Below are 15,062 nucleotides of genomic sequence, written 5' to 3'. Positions count from 1 at the left end.
AAAAGCAAATTTTTCCCATAAAAGAAAAATTTGCTACAACGCCTTATAAATCAAAGGGTTACGAGAAATTTAGGTACCCAAATGTCATATAGGCCAAAAAAGGTGAAGCTGAAAAAGCGTAGAATTTGAAAAAAGGTGGCCCTTCTCCGCGCCATCCTTCGCGCAGAGCATGGAAGAATTCTGCGAAAAACTGTAGCTTTGGGCTAATTTTTTAGAAAAAGTAGTACTTTTTGGGGTGTTTTTGCCTGGAAAGTACCGTCTTTATTACGTTGTATGCAAACAACGGCTTGAATTTGAAAGAATTTCTTTGGGAAAAGGCTCTGTCAAGCTAAAACGTACGGCCGGTTTGAAACTGCTTATCCACTGTATTTTGGCTGAATTACGACTGCAAGATCAGGTTCGGCAGCGTCAAGCCAATCTGTACGCTATGAACTTGCTGAATGATTATTGTTTAGTTGCTATTAGAAAGCTGCGGCGCCAAAGCCTGTTTCAGCCAAAAAATTGCGTTTCTGCAGAAAAAAATGCAGTTTTGAAGGGGCTTACAAAATCCAGAAGGTTTGCTAGCCAGCCCTGACCAAAAGTACGTTCCGCCTTGACACAGCCTTTGTTTTCGCTCTGTCAAGCCGATTTATACGGCTAGGTTTCGCTACGGTAATACATTATTATAACTGCATTTCGACTGCGATGTCTAGAACGGCTCTGTCAAGCGAAATTATACGCTGTGAATACGCTGCGAATGGCTATAGCTGACTTCTGAAGCCTTTTTTCTATATTGTTACAGCGAAAAAGCAGTAAAACAAGGGCTTACAAAAACCACTTTTTTGCTAGCTACACATTTGAGTACGATTAGGCTTGACAGAGCCTTCTAAATGGTGTACATTTGTGTACGTATCAAATAAAGGAGAACTTATGGAAATGAAGTTTTGTCAGAGCTGCGGAATGCCGCTCACGCCGGAAATCTTGGGCACCAACGCCGACGGCAGCAAGAACGAAGAATACTGCATCTATTGCTACAAAGACGGTGCCTTCACCGGCGACTTCAACATGGAGCAGATGGTCGAATTCTGCTCGCAGTTCGTCGATGAATTCAACAAGAATACAGGCAAGAGCCTTTCCCGCGAAGAGTACAAGGCGGAGCTTCGCAAGTACTTCCCGACGCTCAAGCGCTGGCGCTGAAATCGTCGTATTCAAGAAACGGTAATGTTTAAGATATTACGCTTCTTTCCCGAGGACGGCGCGGGCCAGCTGGTCGGCGCACGAAGTCGGCTTCCCGCCGCAGGTGTTGCCCAAGAGCTTTGCCGCGATATCTTCGGCGCTCATGCCTTCGCAGAGCTTCGCGATTGCCTTCAGGTTGCCGTTGCATCCGCCCGTAAAGCGGATGTTCCTGATTTTGTCTCCGTCGCGCGTGAACTGGATCGTCGTCGCGCAAACGCCTCTGGTCTTGAAAGTCTCTTCCATGTGTGTCTCGGGGTTGAAAGTGTGTGTTAAATATAGAAAGCCATGGTACTGAGCAAGTTGGCTTGGCGACCGATTCCACAATCCCATCCGCGATCCATAATACCACCTTTTCTAGTGCTGGGAGTTAAACTTTGTACACGGCCTTTTTCTCGGCGACTGCACAGGGGGTTATGCAGAGTTTTAAACCCATGGCGTTCAGCACACGCATGATGGTGTCGAATCTCGGATGCGCGTCTTCCCTTAGCGCCTTGTACAAGCTTTCGCGATTCAGGCCCGCAGACTCGGCGATTTTTTTCATTCCGACTGACCGGGCTGCATCTCCAATAGCATGCTGCCAGAGGACGGGGTCGTTTTCGGCAAGGGCTTCTTCCAAAAAGAGTTTTACGTCTTCTTCTGTTTTAAGAAGATCGGCAACATCCAAATCAGAAACTTCTGCATCATTTTTTTTCATTGTTCAACTCCTTTGCCTTGTCGATATTTAGAAAGTAGCCAATCGGCTACAAATTGTCAATAGGCCCGCGCGATTTTTTTGAAAATTATTTTGGTGGGGGAAGTCTCCCCCTCGCTCGCACTTTGGTGCTCGCTACCCCTTCTAGCGGGGACACCCCGCAACGCCCCGACTGCAAAAAAAACGAGATTTGCCTCGAAAATCTTGAGATTGCCATCTTTTGTCTTCAAAAAAGGGTATATTTCCGTTGTATGTCAATCAAGTTCATTTCGCCTAAAAAGTCCGTCAATTCCGCGTTTCTCAAGCTCCCTGTCCCCGTCGAAAAGATGGAGGATTTCAAGCTTTCGCTCAAGAATCTTTACAGCAAGCGGAATTCGGCGCAGGACGAAGAATACCACAAGGGCGAAATCTGGAACTTTTTACGCAAGATTTTTGAACCCGATTATTCGGTGCAGGTCAACCGCCCGATAGACCTTGCGATTTTTAACGGCAATACGGCAAGTGCAAAGCCGGCAGTGATTATCGAAGCGAAGTCGCCGACGAATGCGGCAGAAATGTTTTCGGCGGAGCATCCGAACGTAAAATCGTTGCAGGAACTCGTCTATTACTTTATGCTGGAATACGTGCATTCGGGCAATCACGAAATCAAGTGGCTCGCCATCACAAATTTTGACGAATGGTATTTCTTCGACGTTAAGAACTTTATCCGCTATTTTGGGAACAAGTCAAAACCGATATACGATCAGTTCCTAAAATTCAAGGCGAATCAGATGAGCGGCAACAAGACATCTGATTTCTACAACGATATCGCGAAACCTGCAATAGATGATTTTCTGAAATCTTGCGATATTTCTGTCGTTCATTTTTCTTTGGAAAGTGCAGTAAAGGCCGTGGAGAAAGACGATGACAAGAAGCTCCTCCCCCTTTACAAATTCCTCTCCCCGGAAACCCTCCTCGCGAAGCCTTTTGCAAACGACAGCAACAGTCTCGACCGCAACTTTTATGCGGAACTCTTGCACATCATCGGTCTCGAAGAAGTAAAAGAAGACAAGGGCGGCAAGAAAGTCATCCGACGCAAGAACCCCGCAAATCGTGACAAGGCAAGCCTCCTCGAAAGTGCCATCTACCAGCTCGAAGACGATTTCCCGAACAAGGAAGAATGCGAGGCAATGGCACTCCGTCTCTGCATCACATGGGTGAACCGCCTGCTGTTCCTGAAACTTGTCGAATCGCAAATCCTCATGTATCAAAAGGGCGATGCATCGTACCGGTTCATGAGTACGGACAAAATAGCGAACTTTGACGAACTGAACATTTTCTTTTTCAAGGTGCTCGGCAAGAAAATTGAGGACCGCGACGAAGACGTGCTCAAGCGTTTCCCGAATGTCCCTTACCTGAACAGTTCGCTGTTCGAACCGACCGAAGACGAAAAGCACCTGAAAATCCGCGGCATTCCCGATGCCCAGATGGAAATTTGGGGCAAGACCGTTTTGAAGGATGAACGCGGCAAACGCGCAAAAGGCACGCTCCCGAATCTGGATTACATCTTCAAGTTCCTTGATGCGTACAACTTTGCAAGCGATGCACAAGGCGGTGTGACTTCTACGAGCAAGACGCTCATCAACGCGTCGGTTCTCGGACTTATCTTCGAAAAAATCAACGGCTACAAAGACGGCAGTTTCTTTACGCCAGGGTTCATCACCGACTACATGGCCCGCGATGTGCTGGAACGGACGGTTGTGCAGAAGTTCAACGAGAAAAAGTCCTGGAAATGCGAAAATTTGGAAGATGTCTCGGACAAGATTGAAGATATTTCAGAAGCGAATGAAATTGTTGATGACATCCGCGTTGCCGATGTCGCCGTGGGCTCTGGGCATTTCTTGGTGTCGGCGCTTAATCGCCTGCTTGCAATCAAGTCGGAATTGAACATTTTGTGCGATGCGGAAGGCAAACGCATCAAACGTCGCGACCTGATTTTGAAAGTAGATAACGACGAACTTTCTGTAGTTGACGACGAGGGCGAACCGTTTGAATACAAGCCGGGCAACGAAGAAAGCCAGCGGTATCAAGAAGCCTTGTTCAATGAGAAACGCCGTATTATCGAGAATTGCCTTTTCGGCGTTGACTTGAACCCCAACAGCGTGAACATCTGCCGTTTACGCCTTTGGATTGAACTCCTGAAGAACGCCTACTACACCAAGGAAAGCGGCTACAAGCAACTTCAGACCCTCCCGAACATCGACATCAATATCAAAGTCGGCGATTCGCTGCTGAGCAAATACCCCGTGCAGAACGGACGCTTGATCGCGGACTATCTTACTCGTGATGAACGAGCCGACCGCAAACGGGACAGCCTCAAGAATAGCCTTATTGAATACAGACAACTTGTGCAGGAATACAAAACGGGCAAGTCGCAGAGTTCCAAGATGATGCTCCGGCACAAGATTGCATCGCTCAAAAGCCGAATGGTTGAAGACGGACAGATTGAAATGTTCGAGGAATACAAGGGCACTGCGGGCGACACCATCGACTTTTCCAATTCGCTCGAATGGATGTTCGAATTCCCAGAAATCCTCGACGACGAAGGCCGCTTTACAGGCTTCGACGCCATCATCGGAAACCCGCCGTATGTGCAACTCCAGAGCATGGGCGAGATGAGCGACGTTTACAGCAAACGGGATTACAGTTGCTACAACAAGTCCGCAGACCTTTATTGCCTTTTTGTGGAACGTGCCTACAGCCTGCTGAAAAAGAACGGATATTTCTCGTTCATCATGCCGAACAAGTGGATGCTCGTGGATTACGGCAAGGAACTGCGGCAATTCATGAGCCAGACCTCGCTCAAGAAAATTCTCAACTTTGGCGATGTCCAGTTTTTTGCCGATGCGACCATTTACGTGTGCATATTCGTATCGCAAAAGTCCGGCGACAAGATGCCCGTTTTGGCGTGCTCACTGAACAGCAAGAACTATCACGGCGAATTCGAAAAAGAAGTCAAGGCGGCGACATTCGAGTTCCCGGCAGAAAATTTCGGAGCGAGCGAATGGAGTGTCCGCAACAAACTCCACGATTCCGTATTGCAGAAAATGAATGTCGGCACGGCTTTGAAGGATATGCCGATTACAATTAATTACGGTTTAAAGACAGGTTATAATGACGCGTTTTTTATTGATGGCAAAACAAAAGAAAAATTAATTTCTGAAGATGCGAAAAGTGCTGAAATAATAAAGCCGTTATTACGTGGGCGAGATATTGATGCTTGGAAAACGGAAAAGGATGATCAATATATTTTATTCGTTCCTTGGCATTTCCCGTTACATTTGAATCCGAACATTGTCGGGTGTTCCAAAGAGGCGGAAATAGAATTTGAAAAGGAATATCCCGCTGTTTACAAACATCTGCTGAGTTACAAAGAAAAACTCTCAGCACGAAACAAGGCCGAAACAGGCATTCGCTACGAATGGTATGCATTACAGCGTTGGGCTGCTGATTATTATAAAGAATTTGCCAAACCGAAAATCATGTATCCGAACATGACATCGGTATTCCCGTTTACCTACGACGAAACCGGCTCTTTCGGCAACGACAAATCTTTTATCATTACAGAAAAAACAACCGTCATTGCGGATGAAACAGAGTGTCATCCTGAGCGGAGCGTAAGCATAGTCGAAGGATCTCTCCTTAAGGCCCTCCTCGCCATATTCAATTCGAACCTCGTCAAACTTTGGATATGGTACAACTGCCCCGAACTCATGGGCGGCACTCGAGAAATCCGTAAAGCCTACTTCGAAAACCTCCGCATCCCCCTAGACAACGCAGAACTCCTGCAACAACTCGCCACCCTTGCCGATGAAATCATCGCCGCTAAAAGTTCCCTGAGCTTGTCGAAGGGAACAGGGAACATCATTGCGAGTGACAGCGAAGTCGAAGAATCTCAAAACCGAATCGCAGATTTAGAAAAACAAGTCAACACCCTTGTCTATCAACTCTACGGTGTGACTGATGCAGAAGAGATAGATGCTGTGAAATCTAGAATTTGATGAAAATTTATATTTGTAAAAAAGGTTAAATATGTTATTAGAAAATGAAGCTCTAAATGTTTACCAAAAATATGGGTATACATTAGAAAAAAAAATGACAAATGCGTATGCTTTTGCCTTTACAAAGGGATTGTATAATGGCGTTGATATTCTCACAGATGATAAGGAGTGTGAGGATGCCAAAAAGCTTCAAAATGAATTTAATCAGATTGGTTATGCTGTTGAATTCAGAAATTATCAATCGGTGGAAGATGCAGAAAATCAATTGTTTAAGTCTTTCTTTAGCGTTCCTGCTGTAATTAGTGGACTAAAGAGGAAATATAATTCGTTTGTAGAAAAAGTACTAAAAACGCTCCCTGAAGGAGCTCATTACTCATATATCAAAAGTCCGTATGAAGTTTGTGCATATAATCAAGACTCGCTTATAGAAAAACCAGTTGTAGGCGATTCACTGGTAAAGTTTATATGTAATGAAATGCTTAGGTCTTCAGGTCCATTACTTATAATTCTTGAGGCTGCTGCTGGCTATGGGAAATCTTGTACGGCATACGAGATTTTAAATGAAATGTTGAATGAAAAAACAACAAAACTTCCTTTTTTTACGGAACTATCTCGCGACAGAACTGCGTCAATTTTCAAACATGTGCTGCACATGGAAATAGAGAATCAGTTTGCAAATAAAGTTGACACAAAGTTAGTGATAAATGAAATTGAAAATGGACGAGTGCCTTTAATAATAGATGGATTTGATGAACTGATTTCAAAGGATTTTTCTTTTTCGTCTTCACAGTTTGAAAGTGTAGAAAATATGTTATCTACGATAGTAGATTTGCTAAAGAATAATGCGAAAATACTGATAACATCAAGAAAAACGGCGATATTTAATAGCGAAGAATTTCATAACTTTATGATGGATAAGGAAATTCAGTATAAGTTATACAATATTGTCTTGAAAGAACCTCAGATAGATGATTGGCTAGAGAAAGATAGAAAGAATTTAGTAATGAATTTAAATTTCCCATTAAGTCAGGCTGCTAACCCTGTTTTGCTATCATATTTGAGATATTCTAGTGAAGTGGAACTAAGAGAGATTCAGACGGAATGCTCTATTGTAGATAAGTATTTTGATTTTTTGCTGAGAAGAGAACAAGTTAGGCAGAATCTAAAGATAGAACCTGATGAACAAATGGAAATATTTAAAAATTTTGTACGTTATATGACTGATTTTGATGTCAGAACGTTTGAGAAAAAATTTGCAAAAGAAATTATTTTGGAAGATGAAAGCGGTATTCTAGAGCTGTCGAGATTAAGGTATAATCCAGAGGAAAGACCTAGAAAAGATAGACTTGCAGACTTGCTTACTAACCACGCATTTTTAGATAAAAAAAGAGATTTGAATATAGGAATGGTTAATGATTTTATTTTAGGAACCTTAGTAGGTTATGATTTAATTGAGGGCGTGTATGAAAAATACAATCCAAAATATCATCAAAACCTCTCTCAAACAATGGCCGTTCTTGCGGCGGAGGCTTTTAAGGCTCAGCCAGAAGAAAAACAAAAAAAATTATGGAATGTATTTAGTCAAGAAGAATTTGAATACGATCCCCAATTTATGTTTAAAATTGACTTTGAACTGAATAGAAAGTTTTCAAAAAAATATGAAAACGCCACCATTAGTGATTTTGTTGTAAAAGGGATTAATGTTGATGAGGGATGTGAATTTAATTCGGTCACGTTTACAAATGTTGATTTTTATGATTGTTCATTTAATTTAAAATTATTTCATAAAGCGTCTTTCATAAATTGTAATTTTTACAAATGCTCAATTCTGAATAAATCGGATGAAAAAGATGCCGTATTGTTCTTTAGTTGTGGTGATACTTCTATTTTCGAAAATAGTAATGACAATGAAAGTGTGGAGGAAGCTACGGTGTCGTTAGAACGGAGAATTCTTGGTATGTATTTTAAAACAGGTAATACTCCAAGACATCGTCAAATATCAAATATTAGAAAAGATTTGATGGGTGAATTTGAGCCCCGCCTTATAAGTAAGGAACTGCATAAATTAGAGGTTTTAGAATATATACGTCTTAATGGGGATTTAAGTTTTGTAACTAAAAAAGGAATAAGTTATTTTAATTCAATGGTTAGTGGGTCCTAAAAATGATAGATCAATCTCTTTTGTATATAAAAAATGAGCTAGAAAAAAGAATAACAGAACGACTAGATGGCGTTGGTTTACTTTTTAGATTGTTTTCTCGAGTGAAAGAAAAAAAATCTATGGATGAAAAAATAAAGCGAAAGAATATTTCAGCAAGTCATCTAATGGAAGATTTGATTGGTTTTCGCCTTGTTGCCTATTTTCAAGAGGACATAGATTTGATGGAAAAGATATGTGATATGGTTTTTGGAGAAGGAGAGCCATCTAAAGATTTATTTGATCATGAAACATTTCGAGCGAAAAGATGTAATGTTGTCTACTCTATTCCGCAAGATTTAAAAAATGACTTTGATGTACTAAAGAAAAATTGCTCGGATTATGAATTTGTTGCGGCGAAATTTGAGATACAATTTCGTACAGTTTTATCAGAGGGATGGTTAGAGGTTGATCATCTAATGAGATATAAATGTAAGGACGAGTGGGACGAACTGGCGGTTGAATCAAGAATGATGAATGGATTGTTTGCTACGCTTGAAACGTGTGATATGACAATGAGTAATTTATTTAATAAGTTGGCCTATACTCACTATAAGAAAGGAGAGTGGATGGCTATGATGCGAAATCATTTAATGCTTGATTTTGGACAATGTGAAATGAATAAAGATATTTGCGCGTATTTTTCGACGAAAATAAAGGAAGAGGAAAATAATATTGCAAAAAAAATGTTTAAAATAAAACGAGATGATGTTATTCAAAAGTATATTGATTTGGATGTTTACTTTCCGCCAAAGTTGGTTGACAATTGGGTTTATTTTATTAATTATTTTTTTGTTCAAGATCCCGAAATAACAAAAATGACTCCTGCATTATTGTTAAAAAAATTTGAGAATGCAGAAAAAAATGCACTTCGTAAGGATTTATAAGAACTAGTTTTTTAAAGGTCTGTGCATTTTTACGTTGGATTCAATCGGTCGTTTAAAATGAAATCTCATTTTTGTAAGAAGATTAGGATATTGAATAATGAGAAAAAATAATTCCCGTCTAAATAGCAATTTTAAAGACGGAACGTTGACGAACATTAGACGAAAATTGGCGAAATTGAACGAAAAGCGGCGATTTTTTAGACGAGGAAGCGCATTTTTTTAGGAAAAACGCCGGTTTGACATTTTGTGACATCTGATTGTGAGTATATTTAGCTAGAATGGATTCCTCTAGATAAAAAGGACGTATGAAAAAGAATATCTTAGATTTTATTGATTCTGGACGCAAAAACGGTTTGCTTCTCGTTGATCCGAATACCGGAAGTGGCAAAACGTTCTGGTCTTGCCAGGCAATTCACGATTATGCTCGGAATCCCAATAACAAAAAGAAAATCTTTTTCACGACGACTCTCTTAAAAAATCTTCCAGAAGATGAACTTAAAAAAGCGTACAATAATGAAGTTCTTTACAAAAAGGAAGTTTTGGTTATAAAGTCCAATGTTGATTTCGTCAAGGAAAATATCACCAGGGTGAAAGTTCCCGAAGAATTCCAAGGAGACGAATATCAGGCTCTATACCATTTAGTTGAAGCGTGTACCGAGCCGAATTATGGTAAAACGCCTGGGATTTACAGAGAGGAAATGGATAAGCGACTTTCTGAAGCGGAAGTTGTTTTTAGAAAATATTTGAGGAAAATCATTACCACACAAATGAAGGGCTCGGAGCAAGAAAAAAAGGATAACATTCGACATAATTCAAAATATCGGTGGATTGGTGAAATCTATCCAACAGTTTTCACTGATGATTTCAAGATTTATCTTTTGTCAATTAGTAAGTTCTTGCGTCGAAACGATACGCTGGTCAAACCCTCATATCCGTTTATTTCAGCGGATATTTTAAAGAACTCAATTGTTTTTATTGATGAGTTTGACGCATCTAAAGATACCATTCAAGAATTTATCATAGAAAAGGCTGTTGAGTCTCAAAATGACTACCTGGACATGGTTAAGGAACTGCATGGGAGAATGCGAGATTACCGCCCTGCCAGTTCCTTTTACGGCCCCTATGAGAAATACGTCGAAAATAAGCCTTATCTTCGCACTCTCAAGACTTTGCAAAAAGAAGTAGAGGGCTTGTATGAAAAGTATGCTCTGTATTTCAATTACAAGACGAATGATGGATTTGATCGTAGTCGTAGTTTCTTGTTTTTTGATGGTGCATTCCGTAGTTATTTAAGTAACAATAATCATTACATCCGATGCGTCAAAGATGGCGATAATCAGCAGGTTAAGATTTATTACGAAAATAAAGATGTTTACGAAAAAAATCGCGACCTTGACAACGATATCAACATCTATTCTTTGTTGCGTGATGTGACTCATTTCCTGAATGAGTTTGCAAGATTTATTGCCAACTGGGCAGAACGCTATGCGGTTGCAGAAAATATTAAAAGAAAAAAACAGAATGCTGTCTTAGAGTCTTACACGGTAGAGGATGCAGTAGATACTATTTGCGATGCTTACTTCCGCAGCAAACATTTGAACAATATTTTTCATGATTTGATCACATCGTCGTCCATTCGAAATATCCGCGAAGAAGAAACCGTTATCGACGATTTTTCTTTCTTTAATCGAGGGTTCAAGTTCTTTGAATTTGTAGATGGTGACAAACATAATGAAGAAACAAAAATCAATTTTATTCAGATTGATGAAACTCCTGAAAAAATTCTTCTTTTCTTGGCGAAAAACACGAAAGTAATCGGCCTTTCAGCAACTGGACGTATCAATTCGGTTCTTTCTAATTATTCCCAGAAATATTTAAGGAATGAACTTAAGGACTCATTGCTGACGCTGACGGAAGATACTTACGAATCCTTAAAAAAATCACAAGAGGAAAAATGGTCTCCCTATCAAGATGGCTCAATCAAAGTCAATATTGAATCTGTTGATCGAGGCGAAGAAAATAAATCCATTCAAGAGCGTTTAAGGCAAATAACACAAAACAAAGATCTTGAGCGAAACTTCTCCAGAATGTTGGAAAATCTGGATATACAGCAAAGCAATAAAGAATATTATCAAAAACGTTACTGCAACATCTTCGCTGTATTGAAGAATTTCATAGACAATGAGAATGTAGAGTCACTTCTGTGCTTGAATATGGCGCTTCCCAAACGAAACCTTGCAACATTTGATTTAGGGGTGTTTGAAAGATTTGTAGAGCAGTATTGCAAAGTCTATGGGAAAAGTAGCCCTAAAATCAAGGTCTTAAAAAGTGGTAGCGATTTTGAAGACGAAAAGGATTCGCTTTTAAAGGAACTTGCCAATGGTGAAAAGGTCTTTGTTTTTTCAGCTTATAAAACTATTGGCGCCGGCCAGAATCTACAGTATAAAATTCCACAAAGAGATATAGATAGCGAATCTATTGTTCAAATTGGTCGCAAACAAGACGTAAAGGATTTTGACGCAATTTACTTAGGTGATGTCACGAATGTCGTTACAAATATTAACGATGTTAAAAAAATCGGGATGAAGGAACTTCTTGAATTCCTATTTGAAATCAAGTATCTTTACGAAAATAACGAAATTTGTCCCCGTGATTTGAATCAGCTTGTTCAGGCGGGCTTTAAAGCTTATACGAATAAGAATGATTACAATGCACCAATGGAAGTCGTGAGACATTCTACAAGTGTAAGACGCAAAATGACTCGCGATGTCATCCAGGCTGTTGGAAGACTTTGTCGCACCAACAATAAAAAAAAGGATATTTTCATTTACACAAATAATGCTCTGCTTGCTGCATTGGATGTTGCGAGTGTACGAGTAGATTTGATGAATCCGGAATTGAAAAAACTTTTTGAAATTGCGGCAAATTTTGCACAATCGCTTCCGGAAGAAAAATCTTTAGTAGAAAATGAAGCGAACCGTAAGTCTGAAAGTGCTAATTCCTACATTCAGGGCATGCTGCGCCACGATTGGACTCTTAAAAGCATGCGTCTTTGGACAGAATTACGAGAATGCACACTTAGACATCCTACGGCACCAAGTAACTTGGCTGAAAAAGATCATATCTTGGGTGACTACTATATTCAAAATTTTGAAAATAGATCCAATTACTATTATGCGCAGAAAGGCGATTTTTCAGGAATAATTGTCAATCTGTTTAAGGATCGTTCCGATTTTGAGAAGGGACTTGATGAAGAATACGCTCGAAATATTGGCCATGTGAGCGAAAAATCTGCAAGATTGCAGCAATTCTTCTTATATAGCGGAATGAAGAAACATTTTGAAAAAATGCACTATGCCACGGAATTCGGAAAAGATGATTTAATTCTTTCTCCTGTTCTATTCAATAACATTTATAAGGGTGCTCTTGGAGAAATCGCAGGAAGATTCATTCTTGAACAAGAATTGAATTTGACATTGAAGGAAATTGAAGATCCTGCAAATTTTGAATTTTTTGATTTTATGCTCATCGATGGGGTGTATGTAGATTTCAAACATTGGAAAAGAACGGTTGCAAAGAGCACAGAACGATTCCATTCAGAAATCGAAAAGAAATTGAATACGATTGGAGCTAAAAAAGTTTATGTGATTAACATTATAAAAGAAGGAGAATCGGTAATATCGTCTGATAAAGATGGCAAAATTATAGAGATTCCCTGGCTTATTGATGAGAAGGGGAGGCCGAATGAAGCTGCAATCAAAATGCTTATAGAAGAGGTCCACAATGGCAAATAATCTTGACGGAAATAAATTTCCGATTTACACGAATAATATTAAGGTTGAAATTGACCGCAAGAAGGTAGATGCAAAATTTGTCGTGTACCAGATTGCAACAAAGGATCTCTTTTTGAAAGAGAATGTTTTAGACTTGCCTGCTGAACAATTTAAGGCACAATCCGTCGCATATTATCAAAAGACACGATGGTTTGCCATGTTTAATAAGGGTAATGTCAACTTTGACAAGTTTAAACAAGAAATTCAGGCAAAGGACGATTCTGCGGTCGCAAATGAGGGGGACCTTTTTTGTCAAGATGAAACCTCCAAAGAAGGAATTAGGGATGTTGAACTTGCACAATTGCTGGTGAATTCGCTTAAGAATCGTTCAAGCGATATATTTGCATATAACAATATTACTGGTAAATTGTATTATTCACCTGTCATTAAACCAAATGCAAAAACAATTGAGTTTCTAAGAATCCGGTTTTTTACTGCTTTAAATTCAATTTTTTTGGAAGCCAATACAGAAACCTTTTCCGAAGTCAATGCGTTAAAAAAATACGGCAAACGAAATGTTGAACCGAAGTTCCTTTTTGATGAGGAAACTGGAGAATTTCGTCGAAAACTTCATGCTGATTTAAAGAAAGGTCAATATTTCTTTGATCAGGGCGCTCTAAGTAAAAAGGGACCAAGAAAAAAGTTTTTGGATTTTTTGTCAAGAGATAACTATAGAAAGTCGAAGGCCGGAATTATTGCGATATTTCTTAAAGATGTGAAAGAGAATCTTTCTGATTTCATCACTATTGAACAGATTCCATTTATGAATTATGAAAATTGTGAACAGAAACGAATTAATTACGAAAACTATGATTATGGAACTTTTGTAAATAAGAATGGAATTTGTGTCGTAAATACAATTCCGAATAGAACCGATGCGAAGGAAATGCAATCGCGGATGGTGAATTTTTTGAAGTCTGAATATGGCGTGGAATCTGTTTCGGATAATCGTGAAAAAGGAAAATACATCATTGAAATTATTCACGATAAAAAATCTGGTGAGTACGCGACTGCAGAAGAGGTTACTTCACTAAATCTTTTTGACGAGTTCAATAAGCCCCAAGATCAGCACAATCTTTTTTCTGAAAACGAAATTATTCAGCATATCACGGTAGAAAACTCTGCTGAAAAGGTCAATTCCGATACACTAAAAGATGTAATGCACAATATAGTGCAAGAACTTATTATTAAAGGCGATGTTGTTAATCGTCAGATTACACTTGTGAATTGGAAAGAGCTAAAGGAATGGACGTTTGTAAAATGTGGAAAAGGGAAATGGAATGACGCAAAGCGGTGCTATAGTTTCCGCTATTACAAAATGAAAATTTGTACGGACGGGAAATTAAATTTTGATGTATTTGACAACCGGAAATATCCAGAAAATGATGAGTGGAATGTATTGGATCGAATCTTTGAATATTACAACAAAGGCTTTAAGAACCAATCTTCGGGCATTGAGTGTATCGTATATAATGACATAAATAACATAAATATTATCTATAAAACTAAGCAATTCACTTTGCCTGATGTTGAAGAACTTTCAAGGACGCTTTCGCTGTCTGATAGTGAAAATAAAATTGAAAAGAACCGTCTTGAAAATTATCTAGATGATTTTATTGAAATACACGAGAATTTGACTGATAAACAGCAGAATGAACTGAATGACCTAAGGAAAAATATTCATAACTCGTTCGATAAGGAACTCTCATACAAAGACATCTTGAATATGTACGATTCCGAGGGCAAAAAACATTCGCTAATTAAGAAGAAAATTATAAGCGATTTTGTATACTGGCTTTATGATGTTTCTTCTGAAGATGGAAACCCTATTCTTTTGCACGGCCAAATGAAAAGTGGGGATAATCTCTATAAAAATTTCAATTCTTTCCTTGGAATAAAGTCAATAACACTTGATGGTCAATTCAAGTATTTTGTTGGAAAGAAAAAGGAGGCATTGCAGAGCGATCTTTCCACGTCTTGCATTATTCGTGATGTGATTCCATGGAACAAGAACGGTGTAAATAAAGGTGGTCCAATATTCTTTAATGAACTTGAACATATGCTATCTGTAGAATTCGTGAGAAACGGACAGTACACCGTTACACCATTCCCGATGAAGTATTTAAATGAATATGTTCTTTTTTGCGAAAAAGACGAAGACTTTGGGGATGATTAATAAGGAAGTTTATCTTGTTAGCA

Annotated in this window: 9 protein-coding genes; 7 read left to right on the top strand and 2 right to left on the bottom strand. The window is 39.2% G+C overall.

The window, feature by feature from the left end; all coding sequences use genetic code 11:
• Nucleotides 1-241 precede the first annotated feature (241 nt).
• Nucleotides 242-574, top strand: coding sequence for a hypothetical protein (locus tag BUA44_RS15440; protein WP_143152020.1), 333 nt, complete (start codon nt 242-244; stop codon nt 572-574).
• A gap of 335 nt (nt 575-909) precedes the next feature.
• Entirely contained in the window at nt 910-1,176 is a 267-nt protein-coding gene (locus BUA44_RS14110) for a zinc ribbon domain-containing protein (protein ID WP_072813301.1), read from the top strand.
• A gap of 36 nt (nt 1,177-1,212) precedes the next feature.
• On the opposite strand, the gene BUA44_RS14105 is transcribed toward BUA44_RS14110, so the two are convergent.
• Together BUA44_RS14105 and BUA44_RS14100 are read right to left on the bottom strand one after the other, a co-directional pair.
• Nucleotides 1,213-1,458 carry a TIGR03905 family TSCPD domain-containing protein gene (locus BUA44_RS14105; RefSeq protein WP_072799897.1) on the bottom strand — a complete coding sequence of 82 codons (246 nt, stop codon included), beginning with the start codon at nt 1,456-1,458 and terminating at the stop codon, nt 1,213-1,215.
• A gap of 124 nt (nt 1,459-1,582) precedes the next feature.
• Nucleotides 1,583-1,909 (bottom strand): addiction module antidote protein, encoded by a 327-nt coding sequence (locus BUA44_RS14100; RefSeq protein ID WP_072813298.1) that lies wholly within the window; start codon nt 1,907-1,909, stop codon nt 1,583-1,585.
• 248 nt (nt 1,910-2,157) lie between these two features.
• On the opposite strand from BUA44_RS14100, the gene BUA44_RS14095 reads away from it, so the two are divergent.
• The 5 genes from BUA44_RS14095 to BUA44_RS14075 all read left to right on the top strand — a co-directional run bounded on the left by BUA44_RS14095 (nt 2,158) and on the right by BUA44_RS14075 (nt 15,039).
• A complete protein-coding gene (locus BUA44_RS14095) occupies nt 2,158-5,946 on the top strand; it encodes a type IIG restriction enzyme/methyltransferase (protein ID WP_072813296.1) in 3,789 nt (1,262 codons plus the stop codon).
• A 31-nt stretch (nt 5,947-5,977) separates the two neighbouring features.
• Entirely contained in the window at nt 5,978-8,107 is a 2,130-nt protein-coding gene (locus BUA44_RS14090; RefSeq protein ID WP_072813294.1) for an NACHT domain-containing protein, read from the top strand.
• A gap of 2 nt (nt 8,108-8,109) precedes the next feature.
• A complete protein-coding gene (locus tag BUA44_RS14085) occupies nt 8,110-9,030 on the top strand; it encodes a nucleotidyltransferase family protein (RefSeq protein ID WP_072813292.1) in 921 nt (306 codons plus the stop codon).
• Nucleotides 9,031-9,335: 305 nt separating this feature from the next.
• Nucleotides 9,336-12,824 carry a hypothetical protein gene (locus tag BUA44_RS14080; RefSeq protein ID WP_072813291.1) on the top strand — a complete coding sequence of 1,163 codons (3,489 nt, stop codon included), beginning with the start codon at nt 9,336-9,338 and terminating at the stop codon, nt 12,822-12,824.
• Nucleotides 12,814-15,039, top strand: a complete 2,226-nt coding sequence (locus tag BUA44_RS14075; protein ID WP_072813290.1) for a hypothetical protein — start codon at nt 12,814-12,816, stop codon at nt 15,037-15,039. The genes BUA44_RS14080 and BUA44_RS14075 overlap by 11 nt, the downstream gene beginning before the upstream one ends.
• Nucleotides 15,040-15,062: the final 23 nt, after the last annotated feature.

It is taken from the genome of Fibrobacter sp. UWR3 (assembly GCF_900143055.1).
Taxonomy (GTDB): Bacteria; Fibrobacterota; Fibrobacteria; order Fibrobacterales; family Fibrobacteraceae; genus Fibrobacter.
The sequence above is the reverse complement of the archived record's forward strand: the minus strand, read 5'-3'. Positions and strand labels throughout refer to the sequence as shown.

Bases quoted from the DNA above. Each gene is read 5' to 3' on its own strand.
- BUA44_RS14110 (WP_072813301.1), top strand. From the start codon at position 910: ATGGAAATGAAGTTTTGTCAGAGCTGCGGAATGCCGCTCACGCCGGAA.
- BUA44_RS14105 (WP_072799897.1), bottom strand. From the start codon at position 1,458: ATGGAAGAGACTTTCAAGACCAGAGGCGTTTGCGCGACGACGATCCAG.
- BUA44_RS14100 (WP_072813298.1), bottom strand. From the start codon at position 1,909: ATGAAAAAAAATGATGCAGAAGTTTCTGATTTGGATGTTGCCGATCTT.
- BUA44_RS14095 (WP_072813296.1), top strand. From the start codon at position 2,158: ATGTCAATCAAGTTCATTTCGCCTAAAAAGTCCGTCAATTCCGCGTTT.
- BUA44_RS14090 (WP_072813294.1), top strand. From the start codon at position 5,978: ATGTTATTAGAAAATGAAGCTCTAAATGTTTACCAAAAATATGGGTAT.
- BUA44_RS14085 (WP_072813292.1), top strand. From the start codon at position 8,110: ATGATAGATCAATCTCTTTTGTATATAAAAAATGAGCTAGAAAAAAGA.
- BUA44_RS14080 (WP_072813291.1), top strand. From the start codon at position 9,336: ATGAAAAAGAATATCTTAGATTTTATTGATTCTGGACGCAAAAACGGT.
- BUA44_RS14075 (WP_072813290.1), top strand. From the start codon at position 12,814: ATGGCAAATAATCTTGACGGAAATAAATTTCCGATTTACACGAATAAT.